General features: G+C 67.3%; 26 protein-coding genes and 1 pseudogene. 5 read left to right on the forward strand and 22 right to left on the reverse strand.

The window, feature by feature from the left end; genetic code table 11:
- Positions 1–137: 137 nt before the first annotated feature.
- Complete coding sequence (locus AC5Y4H_RS08560; RefSeq protein ID WP_007773416.1) at positions 138–551, forward strand: DUF5319 domain-containing protein; 414 nt, start codon at positions 138–140, stop codon at positions 549–551.
- A gap of 21 nt (positions 552–572) precedes the next feature.
- Here AC5Y4H_RS08560 and AC5Y4H_RS08565 read toward each other — a convergent pair whose 3' ends face one another.
- The 3 genes from AC5Y4H_RS08565 to AC5Y4H_RS08575 form a co-directional block, all read right to left on the reverse strand.
- A complete protein-coding gene (locus tag AC5Y4H_RS08565) occupies positions 573–1367 on the reverse strand; it encodes an anti-sigma-D factor RsdA (RefSeq protein ID WP_499980342.1) in 795 nt (264 codons plus the stop codon).
- A complete protein-coding gene (locus tag AC5Y4H_RS08570; protein WP_499980343.1) occupies positions 1354–1932 on the reverse strand; it encodes a sigma-70 family RNA polymerase sigma factor in 579 nt (192 codons plus the stop codon). Before AC5Y4H_RS08570 ends, AC5Y4H_RS08565 begins: the two co-directional genes overlap by 14 nt.
- 90 nt (positions 1933–2022) lie before the next feature.
- The gene (locus tag AC5Y4H_RS08575; protein ID WP_499980344.1) at positions 2023–2847 is read right to left on the reverse strand and encodes a hypothetical protein; all 825 of its coding nucleotides are present in this window, start codon (positions 2845–2847) and stop codon (positions 2023–2025) included.
- 354 nt (positions 2848–3201) lie between these two features.
- Here AC5Y4H_RS08575 and AC5Y4H_RS08580 point away from each other — a divergent pair, with 354 nt between their 5' ends.
- Positions 3202–3510: a WhiB family transcriptional regulator gene (locus AC5Y4H_RS08580; protein WP_499980345.1), complete on the forward strand. Its 309-nt coding sequence runs from the start codon at positions 3202–3204 to the stop codon at positions 3508–3510.
- 83 nt (positions 3511–3593) lie between these two features.
- Entirely contained in the window at positions 3594–4358 is a 765-nt protein-coding gene (locus AC5Y4H_RS08585; protein WP_499980347.1) for a superoxide dismutase family protein, read from the forward strand.
- A gap of 74 nt (positions 4359–4432) precedes the next feature.
- Here the strand turns inward: AC5Y4H_RS08585 and AC5Y4H_RS08590 are convergent, their stop codons facing one another.
- The 6 genes from AC5Y4H_RS08590 to AC5Y4H_RS08615 form a co-directional block, all read right to left on the reverse strand.
- The gene (locus AC5Y4H_RS08590) at positions 4433–4855 is read right to left on the reverse strand and encodes a Rid family hydrolase (RefSeq protein WP_499980348.1); all 423 of its coding nucleotides are present in this window, start codon (positions 4853–4855) and stop codon (positions 4433–4435) included.
- A gap of 46 nt (positions 4856–4901) precedes the next feature.
- Positions 4902–6110: an FAD-dependent oxidoreductase gene (locus AC5Y4H_RS08595; protein ID WP_499980350.1), complete on the reverse strand. Its 1209-nt coding sequence runs from the start codon at positions 6108–6110 to the stop codon at positions 4902–4904.
- A gap of 50 nt (positions 6111–6160) precedes the next feature.
- On the reverse strand, positions 6161–7675 hold the full coding sequence (locus tag AC5Y4H_RS08600; protein ID WP_499980356.1) for an adenylate/guanylate cyclase domain-containing protein: 1515 nt from the start codon (positions 7673–7675) through the stop codon (positions 6161–6163).
- A gap of 119 nt (positions 7676–7794) precedes the next feature.
- On the reverse strand, positions 7795–7992 hold the full coding sequence (locus tag AC5Y4H_RS08605; RefSeq protein ID WP_499980359.1) for a cupin domain-containing protein: 198 nt from the start codon (positions 7990–7992) through the stop codon (positions 7795–7797).
- A gap of 1 nt (position 7993) precedes the next feature.
- On the reverse strand, positions 7994–8263 hold the full coding sequence (locus tag AC5Y4H_RS08610; protein ID WP_499980362.1) for a cupin domain-containing protein: 270 nt from the start codon (positions 8261–8263) through the stop codon (positions 7994–7996).
- 132 nt (positions 8264–8395) lie between these two features.
- Entirely contained in the window at positions 8396–8596 is a 201-nt protein-coding gene (locus AC5Y4H_RS08615; RefSeq protein WP_499980715.1) for a helix-turn-helix domain-containing protein, read from the reverse strand.
- 8 nt (positions 8597–8604) lie between these two features.
- On the opposite strand from AC5Y4H_RS08615, the pseudogene AC5Y4H_RS08620 reads away from it, so the two are divergent.
- Positions 8605–9695: pseudogene (locus AC5Y4H_RS08620) on the forward strand (WS/DGAT/MGAT family O-acyltransferase); the annotation flags it as partial.
- A gap of 26 nt (positions 9696–9721) precedes the next feature.
- Here the strand turns inward: AC5Y4H_RS08620 and AC5Y4H_RS08625 are convergent.
- The 3 genes from AC5Y4H_RS08625 to groES form a co-directional block, all read right to left on the reverse strand.
- Positions 9722–11248, reverse strand: a complete 1527-nt coding sequence (locus AC5Y4H_RS08625; protein ID WP_499980365.1) for an adenylate/guanylate cyclase domain-containing protein — start codon at positions 11246–11248, stop codon at positions 9722–9724.
- Positions 11249–11304: 56 nt separating this feature from the next.
- Complete coding sequence (gene groL / locus AC5Y4H_RS08630) at positions 11305–12924, reverse strand: chaperonin GroEL (protein WP_499980368.1); 1620 nt, start codon at positions 12922–12924, stop codon at positions 11305–11307.
- A 136-nt stretch (positions 12925–13060) separates the two neighbouring features.
- Positions 13061–13363, reverse strand: coding sequence for a co-chaperone GroES (gene groES / locus AC5Y4H_RS08635; RefSeq protein ID WP_499980370.1), 303 nt, complete (start codon positions 13361–13363; stop codon positions 13061–13063).
- 281 nt (positions 13364–13644) lie between these two features.
- Between groES and AC5Y4H_RS08640 the strand changes: the two genes are divergently transcribed.
- Positions 13645–14274 (forward strand): C39 family peptidase, encoded by a 630-nt coding sequence (locus AC5Y4H_RS08640; RefSeq protein ID WP_499980371.1) that lies wholly within the window; start codon positions 13645–13647, stop codon positions 14272–14274.
- On the opposite strand, the gene tsaD is transcribed toward AC5Y4H_RS08640, so the two are convergent.
- The 10 genes from tsaD to AC5Y4H_RS08690 form a co-directional block, all read right to left on the reverse strand.
- Positions 14271–15296, reverse strand: coding sequence for a tRNA (adenosine(37)-N6)-threonylcarbamoyltransferase complex transferase subunit TsaD (tsaD, locus tag AC5Y4H_RS08645; protein ID WP_499980372.1), 1026 nt, complete (start codon positions 15294–15296; stop codon positions 14271–14273). The two genes, AC5Y4H_RS08640 and tsaD, sit on opposite strands and share 4 nt — an antisense overlap.
- Complete coding sequence (rimI, locus tag AC5Y4H_RS08650) at positions 15293–15760, reverse strand: ribosomal protein S18-alanine N-acetyltransferase (RefSeq protein ID WP_499980373.1); 468 nt, start codon at positions 15758–15760, stop codon at positions 15293–15295. Before rimI ends, tsaD begins: the two co-directional genes overlap by 4 nt.
- Positions 15757–16380 (reverse strand): tRNA (adenosine(37)-N6)-threonylcarbamoyltransferase complex dimerization subunit type 1 TsaB, encoded by a 624-nt coding sequence (tsaB, locus tag AC5Y4H_RS08655; protein WP_499980374.1) that lies wholly within the window; start codon positions 16378–16380, stop codon positions 15757–15759. The genes rimI and tsaB overlap by 4 nt, the downstream gene beginning before the upstream one ends.
- On the reverse strand, positions 16377–16871 hold the full coding sequence (gene tsaE / locus AC5Y4H_RS08660) for a tRNA (adenosine(37)-N6)-threonylcarbamoyltransferase complex ATPase subunit type 1 TsaE (RefSeq protein WP_499980375.1): 495 nt from the start codon (positions 16869–16871) through the stop codon (positions 16377–16379). Before tsaE ends, tsaB begins: the two co-directional genes overlap by 4 nt.
- The gene (locus tag AC5Y4H_RS08665; RefSeq protein WP_499980376.1) at positions 16864–17913 is read right to left on the reverse strand and encodes an alpha/beta fold hydrolase; all 1050 of its coding nucleotides are present in this window, start codon (positions 17911–17913) and stop codon (positions 16864–16866) included. Before AC5Y4H_RS08665 ends, tsaE begins: the two co-directional genes overlap by 8 nt.
- A 52-nt stretch (positions 17914–17965) precedes the next feature.
- Positions 17966–19132, reverse strand: a complete 1167-nt coding sequence (gene alr / locus AC5Y4H_RS08670; RefSeq protein ID WP_499980377.1) for an alanine racemase — start codon at positions 19130–19132, stop codon at positions 17966–17968.
- Between the two features lie 102 nt (positions 19133–19234).
- The gene (gene gad / locus AC5Y4H_RS08675; RefSeq protein ID WP_499980719.1) at positions 19235–20599 is read right to left on the reverse strand and encodes a glutamate decarboxylase; all 1365 of its coding nucleotides are present in this window, start codon (positions 20597–20599) and stop codon (positions 19235–19237) included.
- Between the two features lie 45 nt (positions 20600–20644).
- The gene (locus AC5Y4H_RS08680) at positions 20645–22066 is read right to left on the reverse strand and encodes an NAD(P)H-hydrate dehydratase (protein ID WP_499980379.1); all 1422 of its coding nucleotides are present in this window, start codon (positions 22064–22066) and stop codon (positions 20645–20647) included.
- A 126-nt stretch (positions 22067–22192) separates the two neighbouring features.
- Positions 22193–22909, reverse strand: coding sequence for a rhomboid-like protein (locus AC5Y4H_RS08685; RefSeq protein WP_499980380.1), 717 nt, complete (start codon positions 22907–22909; stop codon positions 22193–22195).
- Positions 22910–22979: 70 nt separating this feature from the next.
- Positions 22980–23867 (reverse strand): DUF4436 domain-containing protein, encoded by an 888-nt coding sequence (locus tag AC5Y4H_RS08690; RefSeq protein ID WP_499980381.1) that lies wholly within the window; start codon positions 23865–23867, stop codon positions 22980–22982.
- Positions 23868–23977: the final 110 nt, after the last annotated feature.

A 23977-nucleotide genomic window follows, 5' to 3' on the forward strand; every position in this document is an offset into this window, starting at 1 on the left:
GGCGTGAGAGACCCATCCTATCGGCTCACCCCCGGCCATACTTCGCTTGCTCGGGCGCGCCGCCCGCACCAAACGAAGGGAATGGCGCGAGGGCTCCCTGCTGGCGTTATCCCGGGCGGGCTGCGTAGGCTAGGGGCGTGCGCGACCACCTCCCACCGGGTTTGCCGCCCGACCCTTTCGCCGACGACCCCTGTGATCCGTCGGCTGCGCTGGAAGCCGTCGAGCCGGGCCAGCCCCTGGATCAACAGGAGCGGATGGCCGTCGAGGCCGACCTCGCCGATCTGGCCGTGTACGAGGCACTGCTGGCGCACAAGGGCATTCGCGGACTCGTGGTGTGCTGCGACGAATGTCAGCAAGATCACTACCACGACTGGGACATGCTGCGCGCCAACCTGCTGCAGCTGCTGATCGACGGAACCGTGCGTCCGCACGAGCCCGCCTACGACCCCGAGCCGGATGCCTACGTCACGTGGGATTACTGCCGGGGCTACGCGGACGCATCGCTCAACGAGGCGACGTCCGACGCCGACGGTTTCCACCGCCGGCACTGATCAATTACTGATTCGGGTCAATTACTGATTCGGGCTTAGCGGCGCCACCGGGGGTGGCGTCTGGCCGTGATGGTGATGCTTGCCCGGACTCGGCGGCACGCTCGGCGGGCTGAGCGGCGCCGGTGGCGGGCTGAGCGGCGCGGGTGGCGCCGCTTGCGGCGGTGCGATCGAGGCGGCGGGCGGCGGCGCCGGAATCGCGGTGGCAGGCTCGGGTGGTGCCGCGGGGGGCGGGGCGACCGGCAGCGTCGCATTCGGATCGCGCGCATCGACCTTGGCGTTCAACAGCTTCAGCTGGTTCGTCAGGTCTTGTTTGCTGGCCGGGTCGTTGATCGACTGCACGAGGCTGCTCACCTCGGTCAGCTGATTCTTGGCCTGGTCCCACTGACCCTGGTCGATCGATTCCTGAACCTTCGCGAGGTCGGCCTTGGCGGCCAGCATTTCCTGACTTCCGTGCACCTGGGGCTCGTCGAAGAACATCGCGTGCAACCCGTACAGGGTGCCGCCGGGCCGCGCCTCGACCACCATGGCGCCAAAGCCACTCAGCAATATCAGCGCCGCGGCGACCGACCCGACGACGGCCAGGCCACGATGACCCCGCCGGCGCTCGGCCAGCCCGGCGCGCAACGCATTCACCGCCTCTTCGGGCGTCACCAGCGCGCTCGCCGGCGGCCACCTCAGGTTGTCGCGCCAGTCCTCCAGCAGGCCGGTCAGCACGTCGACGTCGGGATCCTCGGCGTCGACCGGCCGGCGCTGGGCGAGCGCATCGAGCAACAGGTCGCTGCGGGCGAATTCATCCAGGGATTCAGGCACAGTCACCTGCCGCGATCATCTCGGACTTCAGCCGCGACAGTGCGCGGTGTTGGGCAACTCGGACCGCCCCGGTGGTGCTGCCGACGGCGGCGGCGGTTTCCTCGGCCGACAGACCGACCACGACACGCAGGATCAGGATCTCGCGCTGCTTGGCGGGCAGGATCTCGAGCATTTCGCTCATCCGGCTCACCGAATCGGCTTCGATCGCACGCTGTTCGGGCCCGGCGTCGTTCGACCACTGCTCGGGAATCGTGTCGGTCGGGTAGGCGAGGTCGCGTCCCGCGGCCCGGTGCGCATCGGCGACCTTGTGGGCCGCGATGCCATACAGGAAAGCCAGGAATGGGCGTCCGCGATCGCGATAACGCGGCAGTGCCGTGATAGTCGCCAAGCACACCTCCTGTGCCACGTCATCGGCTGACAGGCCACCCCGATCGACTGTGCCGACTCGCGCTCGGCAATATCGCACGACGATCGGACGGATGGTCTCCAGCACCTCCCTCAATGCGTTGTGGTCTCCGGTGACGGCCTGGGCGACCACAGCGTCGAGACGTTCCCCTGCTGGAATTGTCATCGACGGTGATCTCTCCAACGTTACGAAGCGGACACATCGCGGCCCAACGGGGCTAACTTACGAAATGACGATAACGGGCGGAGAGCCGTTTCAAGCGGAACGCCACGTCCCACCGGCGCGCCGCACCTGGCCTGCGCAGACATCGCGGATTTCGTGCAGCTGATGTGTTGGAAACGTGACACTTTCGATATCGATCAGCAAGCAAGCCAGTGCCCAACGAAGTGGAATCAGCCCCAACCGTTCGGTGGTCTGCAGCGCGGCGTCGGCGACCGTGCGCGCGCGCCCGAGATCGCCCGCGCAGCACAGCGCGGCGGCCAGCACCACATCGCTTTTGGCCCGGTGCCGCGGCGACGCGACGGCCATGGCCGCCGCCAGCTCCACGCCTTCGCCGGCAAGGCGGACGGCGGCGTCGCCCTCGCCGCGGGCCATCGCGAGTTCGGCCGCCACCCACCGTCGACGCACCGGCAGCCGATCGGGCATCGCAGGGTCGCGCGAGGCCAGCAGCGGCTCGGCGCGGGCCAACAGCGTTTCGGCGGCGGCGAAGCGCCCGACGCCCAACGCGTCGGCGGCCAGCCCGATGAGTGCGTCGGCGCCGGCCTCGGGATCGCCGGCGGCCAGCGCCAGGGCCCGCCCGTCCCAGCCCCGGGCCAAGGCGTGCCAACCGAGTTGGCGCAGGAACGACGCTCGCGTGCTCATGCCCAACGACACCAGCCGCCCGGCCGGCGCGCTGCGCCGCAACGCCGCGAGGTCGCGGACGGCAGCGCCGTAGCGTCCCTGTCCCCCGGCCGCGACGGCGCGCAGCCACAATTCGGTTGGCGTCGTCGCCGAGGGCAGCGGCCAACTAGCTGGCCGGTCGCCGAAGGCGGCGTCGGCCAACTGCCGCCCAATCAAGGAAGTGTGACGAGTTTCAATCACAATGATGTAGTAAACAGTTTGTGGTCTTCATGTTACCGAATAGTTAATCACTATAGCCCATGGATAAATTTGCCTAATCCGACGTCAGCCCGCTGAGCTGGGAAATCACGGTTCGGTCAACTGCCTGGTAGCACGGCGCGGGTTTCGCATTATCTATCGAAGTGAACGTAAAGTTAATTCTGCTCCAACGGGTACATAGTTTGTCCGGCTAAGTGGCTATTGACGGAAATTCACCGTCGCCCCTAACGTCTACGCATGACGGGTAGTCATCGGTGACCCCACTCCATTTTTAGTCGCATCCAATCGCTTTCACGAACCTGACTCGGGCGGACGGTGCAGAGAGGGAACGAACCAATGCCACAGCCGGAACAGCTACCCGGACCCAACGCCGACATCTGGAATTGGCAACTGCAGGGCGTGTGCCGCGGCGTTGACTCCTCGATGTTCTTCCACCCCGACGGTGAGCGCGGCCGGGCACGCATGCAGCGCGAGCAGCGCGCGAAGGAAATGTGCCGGCAGTGCCCGGTGATCCAGGAATGCCGCTCGCACGCCCTCGAAGTCGGTGAGCCCTACGGGGTTTGGGGCGGTCTGTCGGAGTCCGAGCGCGATCTGTTGCTCAAGGGCGACATCGGGCGCGGGCGCGCCATCCCCCGCTCGGCCTGAGAACGCTCACGGCTCAACGGCCGTAGGGCGTCAACAGCTGTTATCGCCGTTTCGCCGCGGGCTGATGCGGGTAGGTACCGCAAATGAACAAGGCCGCATCTTTTGCGGTCGCGGCGCTCACCGCGACCATCGCACCGCTCGCCGCGTGCTCGAATCAGCAAGGCACTCAGCCCAACACCTCGCCGCTGACCAGTCCGACCTCCGGGGCGGAGCGGCTGACCACCCAACTGAAGACTGCCGACGGCAGTCCGGTCGCCAACGCCACCTTCGAATTCGCCAACGGCTACGCGACGGTCACCGTGGAAGCCGGCCCCAACCAGGTGCTCAGCCCCGGCTTCCACGGCCTGCAAATTCACGCCGTGGGCAAGTGCGAGGCCAATTCGGCCGCGCCGACCGGGGCCTCGACCGGCGACTTCGACTCCGCCGGAGGCGTGTACCAGGCGGCCGATCACACGAGTTACCCTGCCAGCGGCGACCTGACCGCGTTGCAGGTGCGCTCCGACGGTTCGGCGAAACTGGTGACGACCAGTAATGCGTTCACCTCGGCCGACCTGCGCAACAGCTCGGGCACCTCGCTGATCATCCACCAGACGGCGGACAATCTGGGCACCACCGCGCCCACGGGCGAATCGGGCAAGCGGTTGGCCTGCGGTGTGATCGCGGCGTCGTCCGCGACGACGACGTCGTCGTCGACCACCAGCGTCACCACCAGCACCACCACCACCGTCGTGCCACCGGCGTCGACGAGCACCAGCACCAGCACGGTGACGGTCACCAGCACCCCGACCACGACGTCCATGCCGACAACGACCGCGACGACTCCGCAGTACTATCCGCCGGGGCGCTGACGCTCAAGCCACCATGGTAGGAACACCCCCGATCCGCAAGGGAACGGGGGTGTTTCGCTGCCGCGGCACTGCGCTCAGTCTTGGCCCGCAAGGACGGCGGTGGCTTGGATCTCGACGCGCATCGCCGGGCTCGCCAAAGCGGCGACGCCGATGCACGTCCACAGGGGCGCGCGGTCGCCCATGCGCCGGCGGAACTGTTCGACCATGGTGTCCAGGTGATCGCGCCCGATCTGGCCGTCCGCGCCCGGCAGGTGGTACGAGTGCACATGCACCACGTCGCGCCAGGATGCTCCCGCGGCCGCCAGTGTCCGTTCGACATTGTCGAACGCCTGAACCACTTCGTCGCGAACCGATTCGGGATACCGCCAGAGTTCGTCCCACCCTCCTTGACCGGCGGTCTCCACCCGGTCCCCGTACCGAACAACTTGTGAATAGTGGTACTCCCGGAGCTGGTGGTTGCCGTAGCCGGGAGTGACGGAGAAAATCGGCCTACCCATGTGGACCATCTTCGTCGCCGCCGGCGTCGCGGACACTCACGACGCGCTACCCCGCGTGTACGTCGGGCGTGCGGACATGCTCAGGACGGAAACCGCGGCCAACCAAAAGCGCCGGAATCGCCTGCAGCGGACCGAATCCCACGATCCTCGGAACGCGAATCGTGGACAAATCGCCACTCAGATTGGGCGCGACAACGTTGTCCTGCACGAGCACCTGAAAAGCCTGGACGATCCGAGTGGGCAGCTCGCGTCGCCGTTGCACCCTTGCGAGATCGTTGTCGGTCACGCGGCCCTGGCGCAGCGGGGCGCACAAGATGTTGGCCGCGGCCACCGCGTCGGCGACAGCAAGGTTGATGCCGACACCGCCGGCCGGCGACATGGCATGCGCGGCATCACCGATGCACAGCACCCCGGTCCGCCACCACGTATCGAGCCGATCCACCCGCACGTCGAGCTCGCTGGTGTCGTCCCAGGAACTCAAGTCATCGACGTGCTCGCGCAGCCGAGGCTGCGCGGTGACCAGCCGCTCCTTGAACTCCGCCAATGACCCGCCCCGGGGGTTCGAGCCTTTCGGCATCAGATAGGCGACTTGCCAATAGTCGCCCCGGTAGATCATGACCATCAACAGGCCTTTACGGGCCACGCCGAACAGTTCCTCAGGGTCGCCGGGACGCCACTTGAGCCGAAACCACAGCACGTCCATCGGGGAGTGCGCCGCAGCGGTCTGTAGCCCGGCCGCGGCACGCACCGCGGACTTGCGCCCGTCCGCGGCGACGACGAGATCGGCGCGCACCTCCAGATCCGGCGTGCGCACCCCGGTCACCCGATCGCCGTCGAATACCAGGCCGGTGACTTCGGCGTTGCGGACCAGGGTGAATTCCGGGTAAGCCGAGGCCTTTTCGGCGAGGAAGTCGAGAAAGTCCCACTGGGGCATCATGGCGATGTAGGGCTGCCGGAAGCCGAGCCGCTTGAGCACCTTGAAGTTGCCGAAGGTGCGAATCGAACCATCGGTGTCGAAGGCGACGCGGTCGATCTTGGTGTGCGGTAGCCGCAGAAATTCCCCGATGAGGCCCAGCTCGTCCATGATCCGCAGGGTGGTCGGGTGCACGGTGTCGCCGCGGAAGTCGCGCAGGAAGTCGTTGTGCTTCTCCAGGACGACGACCCGGATACCGGCCCGCGCCAGCAAGAGAGCATGAACCATGCCGGCGGGACCGCCGCCGGCAACGCACACCTGGGTCTGCATCACTTGCGCCATGGTTCTGACACTCCTCGTGGAGTATGGATTACGACTGCAGACTACCTCGATTAATGCGGCCGCACCGAGTCGATGGCGAACACCTGCACCTCGGTGGACTTGCCCTTCAAAGCATGGAAACCCCTGTCCCTCAGCCCGATTGGTTGAGATGACAATGCGTCGATGGTCTGCTGGGTGAGCAGGATCGTGTCGCCGGTGGTCTTGGTGAGTTGCTCGACGCGGGCCGCGACGTTGACCGTGTCACCGATCAAGGTGAACTCCAGCTTGCTGCCGCCGCCGATGGTTCCGGCGATCACCTTGCCGGTGTTGATGCCGATGCCGATGCGAAGCTCTCCGCCGAATCGCTCCGTGACCAGACCCTGAATACGTGCGGCGGCGTCCGCCGCGGCGTCGGCATGATGGACAAGATCGTTGGGGGCACCGAAGACGGCCAGCGCACCGTCACCGAGGAACTTGTTCACATGCCCGCCGGCATCGACGACAGCGGGCACCACGATCTCGAACAAGGCGTTGAGGCGAGTCACCGTGTCCTCGGCGGTGTTCGCCTCGGCGAACGGCGTGAAATCGCGGATGTCGACGAACATCACCGTCACCTCGCGCCGCTCCCCGGTGAACACGTCGTCACCCTGCTCGAGCAGCCGCGCCGCCAAAGCGGGATCGACATAGGTGCCGAACGCGCCCTGAAGCCGTTGCCGCTCAGCCAAACCCGCCTGCATCCGGTTGAACGACGCCGCCAGTGCGCCCAAATCATCATCCTGAACCACCGGCAGCCGTTGGCTATAGTCGCCCGCCGCAACACGTTCGGATCCTGCCGCGAGGTCGCGAATCGGCTGCAGCGACGGTGAGAATCCGGCGCCGACCGTAATCGGCACCGCGAATCCGACCGTCAATGCGCCCGCGATTACCGCGCACAGCAGGGGCACTTCAGGCGTGCGGTGAATGACGGCAGCCAGCATGGCCCCGCCCAGTGCGAACGCGAAGGCGCACGCGAGCATGGACACGTTCGACCAGGCCGCGAACGTCGGCCGCGAGCGCGGGAGGTCGTCACCGAGGCCCGTGTCACCGGCGAGGGCCGCCCTGGCTGGTCGCAGCGCCGTCTCCGGGAAGCTGTGCACAGCGATCGCCGCGACGGCGGTTCCGGACGCGGCGCCCAGCACCGCATATTGAATGAGGCGAGATCCAGTAGCCCCGGCCATCGCACCGACTGCGAGGAACTCTACGGCGATCACAATGACGTTGGCGCTCACCGCCCGGGGAGCGGCGGCCCGCGTCCAGGAGTAGGCGGCGTTCAATACCTTTACCTGGTCTGGCTCGTGGCCGGCTGCCCACCGGTCAATGAGGCGGCTGCGCCCCAGGCCGGGAAGGATCATCGCGTACACCAGCACCAGTACGAGGCCGACGGTCATCAAAGCCGCCTGGGCATAGTGATCCGACCTCTCGAACGCGACAACGACCATTGCGAGTACGAGGTAGATCGGCAGCAACGTGGCGACGGTGACCGCGTAGATCACCCACGAGTACCGTCCCGCGTGCCGATTCCACCCCCATTGCCAAATGCGATCCATGGCGCGAGATTAGACGCGCAAAGCCCTCGAGCCGACGAAATCGCCCCCAACTTGCCTTTCAGTTCATGTGAGCCCCGGTCGACGAGCGCCAACCGATCGCGGCCCGCGGGTGTGGGTGATCAGGCGTCCCAGCTTGTCAGGTCGCGGGCTGGGATGCCGTTGCTCTCGCAGTAGCTGATGTAGCGCTCGACGGACGTCGTGTGGTTTTCCTGCCACAAGATCGTGTTGTTCTCATCGATGAACAGAAGCTCGCCGACGATGAAGAAGAACACCTCGGTGTCCTCCAAGCTCTCCGGGGTGTGGCGGGAGCCAGACACCTCATAAACGGTGTCGCCCGCGCGGGAGACCCAGTTGTTTTCCCTGTAGCGCCACGCACCGGTGACGGTATGCCCGACCAACGATTCCCGTGTGGTAGTGGGCGGCCAACTCCAGTCCGGCCGGAAACTTCATCGAGACGACGATCTCGCCGCGGACCGGGTCGACCTTCCAGTACTTCAGGAACACTTGGTCGCTGAGCGGGGTGAACGGAATCCAGGGGTTGTCGGCGCCGCTCATGTAGTTGACGTCGAGCTCTTGCAGTGTCTGCATCGGGGTTGCCTCGGTTCGTGGCTGGTGGCCAGTCGGCCAACTGCCGAAAACGGTAGGGGCGGCCGCGGTGAATTCCTTGGCGCGCGGCGCCAACGTTGGCGTCCCGGTTTGTACTGCCGTCACAGTCCGAAGTCACGTGACGGTCTGGCGGCTGCGGCGCTCATGAATCAGCCCCGGCAGCAGTAGCAGCGCCACCGCGAGGTCGATGCTCTCGGTGTCGATGCTGCGACCGAGGATCATCTGGGCCTGATCGACGCGGTAGCTAATGGTATTGGGATGCACGGTGAGTCGGCGCGCGGCGCGGGCCCGGCTGCGGTTCTCTTGCAAATACACCGACAACGTCGTCGCAACCCGGTCCCGGTCGCGTGAGGGAACTACTCGAGCTGACTTCGCGACTGCATTCCGGCATGCTCGACCGGCACCGTCCATTGTGGGAGTCACACGTCATCGAGGGGCTCAACGACGGACGCTTCGCGGTATACACCAAGATTCATCATGGTCTTGTCGACGGGATAGCGACGATCAACCTTCTTCAGGGGTCGCTCAGCGCGGATGCACGCGACCAAGAGATCCGTGCGCCATGGGGATTGGCGAATCGCGCTGACGATCGCCCCGGCGCGTCGTCGCGGCTGCAGACGCTGGCGGGTGCCATCAAATCGGTCCCGCGCCTTGGCGTCTCGATGCTGGGCTTGGCGCGCTCTGCCCTGCTCGAACAACAATTGACATTGCCGTTTCGGGCACCCAGCACCATGCTGAACGTCCCGATCGGCGGTGCTCGGCGCTGCGTCGCCCAGTCCTGGCCGCCGCAACGCATCAAAGACGTCAAGAACGCCGCCGGCGCCACCGTCAACGACGTCGTACTCGCAATGTGCGCCGGAACTCTGCGCGCCTACCTCACCGATCACAACGCGCTGCCCGGAAAGCCCTTGGTGGCAATGGTTCCGGTGAGCCTACGGACCACTGACGACGCCGCAGGGGGCAACGCGGTGTCAGCGGTACTGGCCAATCTTGCCACGCATATCGACGATCCCGCCCAGCGTCTGGCTGCGATCAGCGAATGCATGCGGAACAACAAGGCCGTCATCGCCCAGCTGCCGAGGCCGCAGGCGATAGCGTTGGGGATGATGTTGCTCTCGCCGGTCGCCCTGGGCGGAGTGACGGGAGCCGCCATCAAGCCACCGCCCTTCAACGTGTGCATCTCCAACGTCCCGGGTGCCCGAAGCCCGCTGTACACGAAGGGCGCTCGGCTTCAAGGCAGCTATCCGATGTCCATCGCAGCCAACGGCCAGGCGCTCAACATCACGTTGGTGGGAAGTGGCGACAGCCTCGACCTCGGCCTGGTGGGCTGCCGCCGCGCCGTGCCGCACCTGCAGCGCCTGTTGGCCCACCTGGAGACATGCTCAAAGACCTGGAGCAAGCCGTCGGGGTATGACGGGTCCATCCCCCGGCTTCGGCGACTCAGCCCTGGCGATGCGAAGGCGCGACCGCTGGGTCGAGGCCGAAAAGCTGTGTGGGTGTCGACTTTCCCTTTAGGGCGTGAGACCCCCTGTCCGTCAGCCCGGTCGGCTGAGCTGGCAACGCGTCGACGGTCTGCTGGGTGAGGAGGATCTTGTCGCCGGTGGTCTTGGTGAGTTGCTCGACGCGGGCCGCGACGTTTACCGTGTCACCGATCAAGGTGAACTCGAGTTTTACTCCGCCGCCGATGGTTCCGGCGATCACCACGCCGGTGTTGATCCCGATGCCGATCCGAAGCGCGCCGTCGAAACGCTCGGCGACGAGGCGATGGATCAGCACCGCTGCGCTCACCGCCGCACCCGCGTGATCGGGGAGATCGTTGGGGGCGCCGAACACAGCGAGTGCGCCGTCCCCGAGGAACTTATTGACGTGGCCCCCGGTGTCGACCACGGTGGGAACCACTATCTCGAACAATGCATTGAGCCGCGCGACGGTGTCCTCAGCGCTGTTGGCCTCGGCGAACGGAGTGAAGTCGCGGATGTCGACGAACATCACGGTCACCTCGCGGCGCTCGCCGGTGAAGACGTCGTCGCCCTGCTCGAGCAGCCGCGCCGCCAAGGCCGGGTCGACGTAGGTGCCGAACGCGGCCTGAAGTCGTTGCCGCTCAGCCAAACCCGCCTGCATCCGGTTGAACGATGCCGCCAGCGCACCCAGGTCATCGTCCTGGACCACTGGCAAGCGCTGCGAATAGTCGCCAGCCGCGACACGTTTGGTCCCTTCGGCGAGGTCGCGAATAGGTCGGAGAGAGGGCGCGACGATGCCGCCTACGGTGATCGGCACCGCCAAGACTGTCCAAAAACATCCGATTGCAACGAAGAGCACCGGGACCTCACTGGCCCTACGCAGCACGACCGCCAGCATCGCGCCCCCGACGGCGAAGGTGAACAAAGAGCCCAACATGGACAGGTTCAGCCACGCGGCAAATGTCGGACGAGAACGAGGAAGCGTGTCGCCGAGCCCCGTATCCCCGGCCAAGGCGGCCCTGACGGGTCGCAATGCTCCCTGCACAGAGGTGTGCACACCGATCAGCGCCATGGCGATTCCCAAAGCCGCGCCCAGAATCCCGTACTGGAATACCCGCGGCCCGCCGGCCCCGGAAATCCCACCGACAACCATCAAAAGCATTGCGGTCCAAGCTGGTTCAAACGCCAGTGTTCGAACTCCCGCCGCGCGAGTCCAGGTGTACGTGTCCTGCAGTGCTTTCACACAATCGACCTCACGGCCGGCGGCCCACTTTTGCGCCATGCGGAGCAGTGGGCTACTGGGACGAATCACGACGAACGCGTTCAGCGCCACGGCGGCACTGGTGACGACGGCCGCCTCGGTGTAGTGATTCGACTTCTCGAAGGCGAGCACAAGAAACGAGAGAAGGAGGTAGACGAGCAACATCGGGCCGAACACGATTGACCAGACGACCCACGAGTACCTCGATCCGTGCCGATCCCACGCCCACTGCCAGATGCGGTCCATGCCTAAAACAAAACACCCCCGGTCGCGTGAACCGGGGGTGTTTCGCCTAGCAATTCTTAGTGGTGGTGATGATGACCGTGGCCGTGGCCATCTTCCTGATCGGCCGGCTTGTCGACGACCACCGTTTCGGTGGTGAGGACCATCCTGGCCACCGAGGCCGCATTGAGCACCGCCGAACGGGTGACCTTCACCGGGTCGATGACGCCGTCGGCGATCAGGTCGCCGTAAGTCAGCTTGTCCGCGTTCAGCCCGTGCCCGTTGGGCAGCTCGGTCACCTTGTGCACCGCCACCGCGCCGTCGAGCCCGGCGTTGGTGGCGATCCAGTACAGGGGTGCCGCCAACGCCTCGGAGAAGACGTCGACGCCCAGTGCCTGATCGCCGCTCAGGGACTTGCGGAGCTTTTTCAGCGCCTCGCGGGTCTGCAGCAGTGCCGAGCCGCCGCCCGCGACGATGCCTTCCTCGACAGCCGCTTTCGCGGCCGCGACGGCATCCTCGACGCTTTCCTTGCGTTCCTTGAGCGCGGTCTCGGTGGCCGCTCCGACCTGGATCACGGCCACGCCGCCGGCCAGCTTGGCCAGCCGCTCCTGCAGCTTCTCGCGGTCCCAGTCGGAGTCGCTCGCCTCGATCTCGGCGCGCAGCTGCTTGATGCGGTTGGCCACCGCATCCTTGGGGCCGCCACCGTCGACGATGACGGTGTCGTCCTTGCTGACCACCACGCGGCGGGCCGAGCCCAGCACATCCGTGCCGACTTCGCGCAGCAGCAGGCCCGCGTCGGGGTTGATCACCTGGCCGCCGGTCACCACCGCCAGATCCCCGAGGAACGCCTTGCGCCGGTCGCCGAAGAACGGCGCCTTGACCGCGACGGCCTTGAGCGTCTTGCGGATGGAGTTGACGACCAGGGTCGCCAGCGCCTCGCCCTCGATGTCCTCGGCGATGATCAGCAGCGGCTTGCCCGATTCGGCCACCTTCTCCAGCATGGGCAGCAGGTCGGGCAGCGAGCTGATCTTGTCCTGGTGCAACAGGATCAGCGGGTCGTCCAGGACGGCCTGCTGGGAGTCGAAGTCGGTGACGAAATACGCCGACAGGAAACCCTTGTCGAAACCGACGCCTTCGGTGAACTCGAGCTCGGTGCTCAGCGTCGAGGATTCTTCGACGCTCACCACTCCGTCGGCGCCGACCTTGGTCATCGCCTCGCCGACCAGCTCGCCCAACAACTGGTCGCGCGACGACACGGTCGCCACCTGCGCGATCGCGTCCTTGCCGGAAACCGGGGTGGCCGACGCCAGCAGCGCCTCGGACACCGCGTCGGCGGCCTTGCTGATTCCCGCGCCCAGTTCGATGGGGTTGGCGCCGGCCGCGACCAGCCGAAGGCCGCCCTTGACCAGCGCCTGCGCCAGAACGGTCGCGGTGGTGGTGCCGTCGCCCGCTACATCGTTGGTCTTGGTCGCCACCGACTTCACCAGCTGGGCGCCCAGGTTCTCGAACGGGTCTTCCAGGTCTATCTCACGCGCGACGGTCACACCGTCGTTGGTGACGGCCGGGCCGCCGAATGCCTTGGCCAGCACCACATGCCGGCCCCGCGGCCCGAGGGTCACCCGCACCGCGTCGGCGAGCGTGTTCACGCCCGCCTCGATGGCGCGCCGCGCTGTCTCGTCGTACTCAATGATCTTGCTCATCAGGCTCCTTGTTTGAATGGTGGCGACCCGCTTCGCCCGGCTTCGCCGCGCTTGCGATCGCCACTAGCCCCAAACGCATGCCGCCCCGGAAATCACCCGCGCAGGACGCGGGGATCGCCGGGGCGGAACACGGTTCTTACTTGGAGACGACAGCCAGCACGTCGCGTGCCGACAGGATCAGGTACTCCTCGCCGCCGTACTTGATCTCGGTGCCGCCGTACTTGCTGTAGATGACGGTGTCGCCTTCCGAGACGTCCAGCGGGATGCGCTTTGCGCCGTCGTCGTCCCACCGGCCGGGGCCGACTGCGACGACGGTGCCTTCCTGCGGCTTCTCCTTGGCGGTGTCAGGAATGACCAGACCAGACGCGGTCGTGGTCTCGGCCTCGTTGGCCTGCACGAGAATCTTGTCCTCGAGTGGCTTGATCTTCACCTTCGCCACGATTGGAGCCCTCCAGTGTTTGGGTCGGGTCCGGGGGTCCCCGGACCGGAGTTGACGGCCGGTACGGGTTGGCCCCGAACCTTCCGAGTTATCAGGTGTTCGGCATCCGTCCGTGCCCGAGCGCCGTCGTCGCGGGTGCCGACACAGGGCTTGGCCGATTGCCACCTAGCACTCTATACACGAGAGTGCTAGCACTCAAGGGCGGCCCGTTGCTTCCCCTGAGATCGAGGTCGTCACGGCGAGTCGCCTTGCTCAAATCGGCCGAAGTGAATAATTGATCCGTGCACTCGCGCATCGGGCGCGCCGTTGGCGCCGCCGTCGCTATAGCGAACATCATGGCGTTCCCCGCGGTCTGTGCCGGGGTGGCCCACGCCGACCCGAACGGCCAGATGTACGGCAACCCCCAGGCCGCCGCGCCCTACTGGCGCTATCAGATCGGCGAAGACTGCGGCTTGATGGCCGTCGCCGACGTGGTCGGCCAAGTCACCGGCAAAGAACCCAGCCAGGTCGGCATCGAGCTACGCGGCGTGTTCACCAGAAGCGAAGTCCACCACGGCGGTGTCTACTTTTTCGACGGCACCTCCCCGCAAGACATGGTTCTGCTGCTGAGCAAGTACGGTGTCCAATCCCAGCTGACGACGGGCAACACCTTGCAGGGAATGGAGCAGGACCTGGCCGGCGGCCGCAAGGTGATCGCGGCGATCAACGCCGAAACCATCTGGAACTACCCGCAGGGTCAGGGACAGCGGACCAACGCCGATCACGCCGTCGTCGTCACCGGCGTCGACACCCGCAACAACATCGTTCACCTCAACGACAGCGGCACACCCAACGGCCGCAACGAGCAGATCCCCTTGGGCACCTTCACCCGGGCCTGGGCTACGAGCAACAACCTGCTCATCATCGCCTAGGCCACCTGCCCGCGAACCACCGGCAACCCAGGATCGCTGGGCACGTCCAACGGCGACTGCGGCGCCCCGGCGGCCACCAGGTGCGCGGCGAAGGACGCGATCATCGCCCCGTTGTCGGTGCACAGTCTGGGCTTGGGGATCCGCAGGACGAGTCCGGCCGCCGCGCTGCGCTGCTCAGCCAGCTCGCGCAACCGCGAATTCGCGGCGACCCCGCCCGCGATGAGCAGGTTCTGCACGCCCAGATCCGTGGCCGCGCGCACCGCCTTTTTGGTCAGCACGTCGGCGACGGCCTCCTGGAACCCCGCCGCGATGTCGGCGTTCACCGCATCCGGGTGGCTTTCCAAGTAGCGCGCGACGGCCGTCTTGAGCCCGGAGAAGCTGAACGCGTACGGGTCGTCGCGCGGCCCGCTCATGCCGCGGGGGAAGGCGATGGCGTCGCGATCACCGGTACGGGCCAGCTCGTCGAGGACCCTGCCGCCCGGATAGCCCAGCCCGAGCAGCCGCGCCACCTTGTCGTACGCCTCGCCGGCGGCGTCGTCGACGGTGCTGCCCAGCTCGACGATCGGTTCGCCGAGCGAACGCACATGCAGCAGGTGGGTGTGGCCGCCGGAGACCAGCAGCGCCACACACTCGGGCAGCGGCCCGTGCTCGTAGACGTCGGCGGCCAGATGTCCGCCCAGATGGTTCACCGCGTAAAAGGGCACACCCCACGCGGCCGAATACGCTTTGGCCGCTGCGACTCCCACCAGCAGGGCGCCCGCCAGCCCGGGGCCGATGGTGGCCGCGACGACGTCGGGCTTTTCCATTCCGGCGGTCGACAGCGCGCGGCGCATGGCGGGCCCCAGCGCCTCCAGGTGCGCGCGCGAGGCGATCTCGGGAACCACGCCGCCGAACCGCACGTGTTCGTCGACGCTGGACGCAACCTCGTCGGCCAGCAGCGTCACCGTGCCGTCGCCCTCCAGCCGCGCGATGCCGACTCCCGTTTCGTCGCAGGAGGTTTCGATCGCGAGGACGTTTGTCATGTGGCCTCCCTGCGCATCGTGTACGCGTCGGCGCCGCTGACCCGGTAGTAGCGGCGGCGCAGGCCGATCTGCTCGAACCCGACGCTGGTGTACAACCCGATGGCCGCCTCGTTGTCGGTGCGGACTTCCAGGTACACGGCGCCGCCGTCGGCGAACCTCAGCAGCTCCTCGAGCAGCCGGCGGCCGATCCCCCGGCCCTGGTAGGCGGGATCCACACCGATGGTGTGCACCTCGTACTCGTAGGGCGGGGTACGGCCCAGCCGCGAGATACCGGCATAGCCGACCAGCATGTCGCCGATCCGCGCGCCGACGTAATGGTTGTGGGCACTGGCCAATTCGCGGTGAAACGCCGCCGCGGGCCAGGGATCGTCGCCTTCGAAGAGCTGCGCCTCCAGCTCCGCACAACGCCCCGCGTCGGCCCGGGTCAGGTCGCCGAGGGTCACGGCCTCGCTGTGGGCGGTCATCGGCGCGTCGCCAACGGTTTGGCATCGGGCCGGCGCAGATACAGCGCAACCAGCGGCTCCGGTTCGATGAGCCAATCAGCCACCGCCGCAACCAATCCGGCCGGCGTTGGGCAGCTCGGCTCGGACACCGGCAAGCCGAACAGGGTGGCGTGTTCGGGTGAGCCGGCGACGGCCGCGGCGGTACCCGGGTCGACGTCGGCCGCGGCGTTGACGGCCGGTCCGTGGGTGCGTACGCCGTCGCGATAGCGGGCCCAGTAGACCTCGCGCCGGCGGGCGTCGGTGACCACCAACGTGTCTCCGGTCGTTCGCACGCCGATGGCGTCCAGGCTGCACACACCGTGCACCGGGATGTCCAGCGCGTGCCCGTAGGCGGCGGCGGTGGCCATTCCGGCCCGCAAACCGGTGAAGGGCCCCGGGCCGCAACCCACCACGACGGCATCCAGATCGGCCATGGTCAGTCCCGCATCGCCCAGGGCCGCAACGGCATTCGGGGTGAGGCATTCGGCGTGGGCCCTGGCGTCGACGGTAACCCGCTCGGCGAGCACGCACAGGTCTTCACGGCGTACGATCCCGGCCGTCACGGCCGGCGTGGAGGTGTCGAGGGCCAGGACGATGCTCATGAAAGAGCCTCGTGGTCGGTGCTGCCGGCCCACCGCCAGGTCGCGATTCGCACGTCGGATCCGGTGACGCGCTCGAGCCGGATGTCCAGATGGCGTTCGGCCAGCCGCTCGACCAGCCCCTCGCCCCATTCCACCACGACGACAGCGTCGTCGAGATCGCTGTCCAAGTCCAGCGAATCGAGTTCGCCGAGTAGGTCGGCGCCCTCATGGCCGGTGTGGTCGAGCAACCGGTACATGTCGACGTGAATCATGGTCGGTGTGCCGGGGCGCCGCGGCGGATGTACCCGCGCCAGCACGTACGACGGTGAGGTGACCGGCCCGTCGACATCCATCGCCGCAGCAATTCCCTTGGCCAGCACCGTTTTTCCCGCACCCAGCGGGCCGGAGAGTATCACCACGTCACCCGCACACAATTGTTGCCCCAGCCGCGAGCCCAGCGCCCGGGTGTCCTCGACGCGCTCCAGCGTCGCGGTGCCCGCCGCCTCAACCACGGCGCCGCAACCTTTCTCGCATCCGCCGCATCCGCAGCGCGACCTTGCCGGGGGTGGCCCGCCTGACCAATCGGACCAGCCCGCCATTGATGGCTTCGGGCTTGTCCAGCAGCGCCAGATGGCTGGCCCCGGCGACGATGACCAGCTCGGACTGCGGCAGGCTGGCGGCCATTTTTCGTGAATACTCGTCCGGGGTGAGCAGGTCGTGGTCGCCGCATGCGATCAGGGTCGGGATGCGCAGCAGCGTCCACAGCCCGGCGGTCTCGTCGTGCTTCTCCAACGCGTCCAGGAAGCCCACCATGGTGGGGATCGGGGTGCTGTTCATCATGCGCTGGGAAAACGCGTCCAGGCTCCGGCTGACCTGCAGGTCGCTGTAGGAGGCGGCCCGTAGCACCGGGCCGATCAACGACCGGGACACGTTGCGGCCGCGGTGCATCAGCTTCGGTGCGGATCGCGCCGCGACCCGGACCGCTTCCAGCGCAGGGTTTTTGAGTATCTCGCCCAGTGGCGACCTCGAAACCCCCTCCGCCGCCGAGGAGATTATCGCGGCGCCCACGACCCGGCGCCCGTACTGTTCGGGGAACTGGCGGGCATGCGACAACACCGTCATGCCGCCCATCGAGTGGCCCACCAGCACGATCATTCCACGCGGTGCCACCACGTTCAGCACGGTTTGCAGGTCCCTGCCGAGTTGGGTCAGCGTGTAGGTCTCGGGATCGGCCTCGCCGGATCTGCCGTGCCCGCGCTGGTCGTAGAAGACCATCCGGGTATCGGGCCCCAACTGTCCGGGCAGCCGCGTGCGCTGAAAATGAAAGGCACCCATCTGCAAACAGAATCCGTGCACGAACACCAGGGTCAGCGGTGCATCGGCCGGACCGGCTTCGCGGACCGCCAGCGGTATCCCGTCGGGAGTGGTCACCACGCGGCTGATGTCGTCCTCGAGCCTGTTGAAATCCTCATGGGCGTACGGGTCTTCGGCCGTGGCACGCTGGGTCATCGACCGGCGGGCCGAGGCTCCGATGATGGTGGCGACGGCCGTCACCCCCGCGCCTCCCGCAAGCCAGGCCCTACCCTTGCGGCGCCTGCGGGATTCCTCAGGACTCAACGGTTCGCGCCTCGCGGTAGGTCCTGGTGATCCGGCCTCGGGGGCTGGTCACCACTTCGTAGTGGATAGTGCCGAGGAGATCCGCCCAATCCTGCGCCGTGGGTTCACCACTGATGCCCGGCCCGAACAGGATCGCCTCGTCACCTTCGGCCACATCGGTGCGTCCGGGCCCGAGATCGACGACGAACTGGTCCATGCAGATTCGCCCGACGCCCGGTCGCCGCTTGCCGTTGATCAACACCTCCAGCCGACCGCCCAGTGACCGGAAGACGCCGTCGGCATAGCCGACCGGAATCAGGGCGAGGTTGGTGTCGCGCTGCGCGGTCCAGGTGTGGCCGTAGGACACGCTCTCCCCCGCGCCGATCGGCTTCACCAAGGCCACAGTACATTTCACCGTCATCGCCGGCACCAGACCCATGTCGCCGCGCTCGGGCACCGGGCTCAGCCCGTATATCGCGATGCCGGGGCGCACCATGTCGAAGGCCAGGTCCGGGCGGGACATCGTGGCCGACGAGTTCGACAGGTGTGCCACGTCGAACCGCACGCCCTGATCGCGCGCCTGGGCCAGCATGTCGCTGAATCGTTTCCCCTGAAGGTTGTTCACGGGGTTGGCGGGCTGGTCGGCGTACACCATGTGCGACATCAGCCCCCGCAGCACGACGGCCTCCTCGGCGGCGGCCCGGCGCAGCGCGGTCAGCATCGCGGGGTATTGCCCGGGCGGTACCCCGTTGCGGTTCAGCCCGGTGTCGACCTTGACCGTCACCGTCGCGGTCCGGCCGGTGCGGCGCGCGGCCTCCAGCAGCTCGTCGAGCTGACGTTCCGACGACACCGCGATCTGAATGTCGGCCAGCAGCGCCGGCCCGAAGTCGATGCCGGGCGGGTGCAGCCAGGCCAGCACCGGCGCGGTGATTCCGGCCGCGCGCAGCGCCAGACCCTCGGCGACGGTGGCGACACCCAACTCGGTGGCCCCCCCGGCCAGCGCTGCGCGCGCCGTCTGGGCGGCGCCGTGGCCGTAGCCGTCGGCCTTGACCACGGCCATCACCTGCGCGTCGCCGGCCTGCTCGCACAGCAGCCGCACGTTGTGTTCAATCGCGCCCAGGTCGACCAGGGCCTCGGCGAGGACACCCGGTGTCAGGGATATCGGCGTAACGGCCAACTAAGTCGCGCTCCCACTCGTGAATCTGTCAGTTCGCAGCAGCCATTGTCCCAGAACGGGAGGGCCACCCCGGGCCCGCGTGACAAGCCGGCGTGACAGGCCTCAGTGCGCGAAGTGTTCGGCCCGGTAATGTCCGCCCGGCTTGATCTTGTCCAGCGAGGCCAGCGCGCTGCGGGCGTCGTCGTGCAGGGCGCGGGCCAGGTCGGCGGACAGGCCCTCACGCACCACGATGCGCAGGACCGAGATGTGGGTGGCGTTGTCGGGCATGGTGTAGGCCGGCACCTGCCAGCCGTAGCCGCGCAGCTCATGGGAGACGTCGAACTCGGTGTAGCCGCGGTCCTTGGCGAGCCGGAAGCTGACCACCGGGATGGCCGAACCGTCGGAGATCAACTCGGCATGCTCGCCGGTCCGCAGCTGTTCACCCAGCCACCGCGCGGTCGACGACAGCGTCTGCATCACCTGCGTGTAGCCCTCGCGGCCCAGCCGCAGGAAGTTGTAGTACTGGCCGACCACCTGGTTGCCGGGCCTGGAGAAGTTCAGCGTGAAGGTCGGCATGTCGCCGCCGAGGTAGTTCACGTGGAACACCAGGTCCTCGGGCAGGTACTCCTTGCTGCGCCACACCACGAACCCGACGCCCGGGTAGGTCAGCCCGTACTTGTGGCCGCTGACGTTGATCGAGACCACCCGGGGCAGCCGGAAGTCCCACTTCAGTTCGGGATGCAGGAAGGGCACCACAAACCCGCCGCTGGCGGCGTCGACATGGACCGGAACGTCCACCCCGCCCCCGGCGGCCAGCTTGTCCAGCGCCGCGCAGATCTCGGCGATCGGTTCCAGCTCGCCGGTGTAGGTGGTGCCCAGGATCGCCACCACCCCGATGGTGTCCTCGTCGACGGCGTCGACGACCTGCTCGGGCGTGATGACGTAGCGCCCCTCCTCCATCGGCAGGTAGCGCGGTTCGACGTCGAAGTAGCGGCAGAACTTCTCCCAGACCACCTGGACGTTGGAGCCCATCACGAGGTTCGGGGTGCGTCCCTTCCAGTCCTTGCCCACCTTCTCGCGCCACCGCCACTTCATCGCCAGACCGCCGAGCATCACCGCCTCGCTGGACCCGATCGTCGACACTCCCGTGGCGCTCGACGGGTCGTCGTCGCGCAAGCCGTCGGCGTGGAAGAGGTCGGCCACCATGCACACGCAGCGCTGCTCGATGGCCGCGGTCGCCGGGTACTCGTCCTTGTCGATCATGTTCTTGTCGAACGTCTCGGCCATCAGCCGCCCGGCCTGAGGATCCATCCAGGTGGTGACGAAGGTGGCCAGGTTGAGTCGCGAGCTGCCGTCGAGCATCAGCTCGTCGTGGATGAAGCGGTAGGCGGCGTCCGGGTCCATCGACTCGTCGGGCATCCGCAGCGCCGGCACCGGCGCGGTGAACAGGCGACCCGTATACGCCGGGGCGATGGAATGCGCGGGCATGGAAGGGTGTTGGGGCACAACGAGTTCCTTTCTGAAGGTCTGCTGCTACAGGGCCGCTAGGGCGGCTCGGATGTGCGGCACCATGCGCGATGCCGAGGTGGGCGCTTCGCCGGGGCCCGGGTCAGCGGCCGACAGGGCCGCCGCGCGTGCGTGCACGAAGGCCGCGGCGGCCGCCGCCTCGGCCGGCGGCAACCCCGACGCGAGCAGGGCGCCGATCATGCCGGACAGCACGTCACCGGAGCCGGCGGTGGACGCCCACGACTGCCCCGCGGGATTGAGGTAGACCGGGCCGCCCGGATCGGCGATGACCGTGACATTGCCCTTGAGTAATACCGTGGCGCCGAACGCGTCGGCCAGCTTGCGGCACGCACCGACCCGGTCATCACCGGGTGGATTACCCGCCAGCCGGGCGAATTCACCCGCGTGCGGGGTCAGCACCGTCGGCGCGGTGCGGTTGGCCACCAGGTCGGGATGGGCCGCCAGGATCGTCAGCCCGTCGGCGTCCACGATCACGGGCAGGTCGGTTTCCAGCGCGAACCACAACGCCGCGGCCCCGGTGTCGTCGGTGCCCAATCCCGGCCCGACGATCCAGGACTGCACCCGTCCGGCGGAGGCGGGGGTGGGTGACGCGATCACCTCGGGCCAGTGCGCGAGCACCTCGCGGTGCGCGCTGCCGGCGTAGCGGACCATGCCGGAGGTCGCCGCGACGGCGGCGCCGGTGCACAGCACTGCGGCGCCCGGATAGGTCGACGAGCCGGCCATCACGCCGGTGACGCCCTGGGTGTACTTGTCGTCGTGCGGCCCCGGCACCGGCCAGCGGGCGGCCACGTCGGCGGCCTCGAAGCCGAACACGTCCGTGCCGGGCAGATCGAGCCCGATGTCGATCAGCCGCACCCGTCCGCAGTCGGCGAGCGCGTGCACGGGTTTGAGCCCGCCGAAGGTGACGGTCAGCGCGGCGTGCACCGCGGGACCGGTGATCGCCCCGGTCGCCGCGTCGATCCCGCTGGGGATGTCGACCGCGATCACCGGAATTCTCGCGTCGTCGACGGCGGCGAACACCTCGGCAGCGGCGGGTCGCAGCGCCCCGGAGCCGGAAATGCCCACCACCCCGTCGATGACGAGATCGGTTGTCGGCGAGACGCTTTCGACGATTTGTCCGCCGGCCCGCCGAAACGCCGCCAGGCCCTTGCGATGGGTGCGCTCGGGGTTCAGCAGAATCGCGTCGGCGCCGGCGCCGCGACGGCGCAGGAAGGTGGCCGCCCACAGCGCGTCACCGCCGTTGTCCCCGGAGCCGACGACCGCACACACGCGTCGCCCGGCTACCCCACCGGTGCGGGCGGCCAACTCGCGGATGATCTCGGTGGCCAGCCCATAGGCCGCGCGCCGCATCAGCGCACCGTCGGGCAGGCTGGCCAGCAGGGGCGCCTCGGCCTGGCGGATCGCGTCTACGGAGTAGTAATGCCGCATCAGAGTCAGATTACGTGTCGCCGTCGCGGTGGACGGCGACGCTCCGATCGGCGGAGCCCACGGCGACCCGCACCGCTTCAAAGTGGCTTGGCGCCCACTGTCTTTCGGTGCGGGCCGGTGCCGGCATCAGGCCGAGGTCTCCGGTGGCACATTGCGGCGCGCCATGGCCCGCAGGCGCGCGGGGCTCAACGGGCTGCTGCGTTTGGAGCGCGTGCGAGTCAACGGGTAGAAGCACAAGCCAATCAGGATCGAGGTGAAGTGCCCGATCGCGGTGAAGTTCAATTCGTTGCCCATCGTGATCAGCGGGAAACCGAAGATGATGAACAACACCCCGAGATATCCCCAGCGCCACGGCCGGATGATGTGGTAGCTCAACACGGCCATCACGCCGACGAGGAAATAGCTGACCCCGATGTCGCGGGCGTGCACCAGCCGCTGCGGGGCGTCATGGTCCTCGATCGCAAAGTAGAGGATGCCTTCGCTGATGTAGGTGGCAAGGATGTGTGAGCTCAATCCCACAGTGAGCCAGCGGAGCTGGCCGAGCCAGTGTTCGGCCGGCGCGAGAAACAGCGTGAACAGCAGCAGGTAGGGCTCGAAATTTTTGCCGTCGATCCACAGCAGGCTGGCGAACAGGACGCCGAGCGGGTCGCTGCCCAACTCGTGAATGTTGGTGGAGCGATGCAGCAGTACCGAATGCAGCTCCCGGCCGGTGAGATGGGTCTGGATGAACGTCGTGATCATCAGCACCAACAGCCAGCAGTAGGTCAGTGGCGCGCTGATGACGAAATGCCAGACCACCAGCGTCATGCTGCGCACTCGACTGCGAACCGATGGACCCGCCACGCCATCAACCTTCGCACGAGTGGCGGGGCCGTCGGACGACTTCGGCGGCAAACACGCCGCCGGCGACGGGTTACTTCGCCGGCGTGGGGGCCGGATCCGTCGGCGGGGGGGCGGCCACCGGGTTCAAATGCCGCCACCAGCAGCTGATGTAGAGAATCATCGAGACCGCCAGCGCGACCAGCACCCAGATGACGACGGTGATATCAACCCAGCTGCCGAACGGCGGCGAGCCGGGTAGCGCGTTTCGCAGGGGCACCACCGCGAACAGCATGGCCGCGTACCACGTCGTCATCGGTGGCTGAAACGGCCGCCGGTCGCGCGCGGTCTGAATCGCCACGACCAGCGCCAGACTGGCGATCGTGATGAGCACGCCGAGGATAACGATGGCGAACGCCGCGGTGCTCAGCGAGCGCCGCACATTCAGTCGGTACGGACCGTCTGCCTGGGATCGGGCGGCGGATAGGTGCCACCCCGAAAGGTGATCGACGAAGGTGACCGGCACGTGGTCGGGCGCCCGGTCGGTGTCGGGCCCGTAGAAGATTTCGACTTCGATCGGCCCCGAGCGGTATTGATCGAAGGGCCAGCGCTCGATCTGGCCCGCGATGGTCAGCGGGACGGCCATCAGGCCGGGAAGCATGCCCTTGGTCCAGGTATGCCGGGATGGCATCGCGGCGGACCTGACCCGCAGACTGAGATCGTCCTTGAGGTGGTGGGTTTTCGGGTCCAGCAACGCCGATCCGGGATTGAACGCCAGGTTGACGGCGAGCACGCTGTTGTTGGACTGGATGTCTTCGACGTTGATCGTCGCCGACGGCTTGTCGCCGTCGCCAGTCTGGGCGGCAACCTCCAGACGCCGGCCGGTTCCGTTCTGCGCGTACATCGCGACCGCTACCACGTATGCCGCGAGGACCAGGACGATGAGACCAACGACGCCGTATTTCGTGCCGGCCGATCGCATAGTTCCTCCCGTACGGACTTCACCCCAACCCACCTGCCGCAAATGCTGCCCCAGGGCAATGTAATGGATCGGCCGGATGTCCGCCGGTGATACGGCGAAGAAGCGGCGCG

It is taken from the genome of Mycobacterium sp. NGS58 (assembly GCF_059812385.1).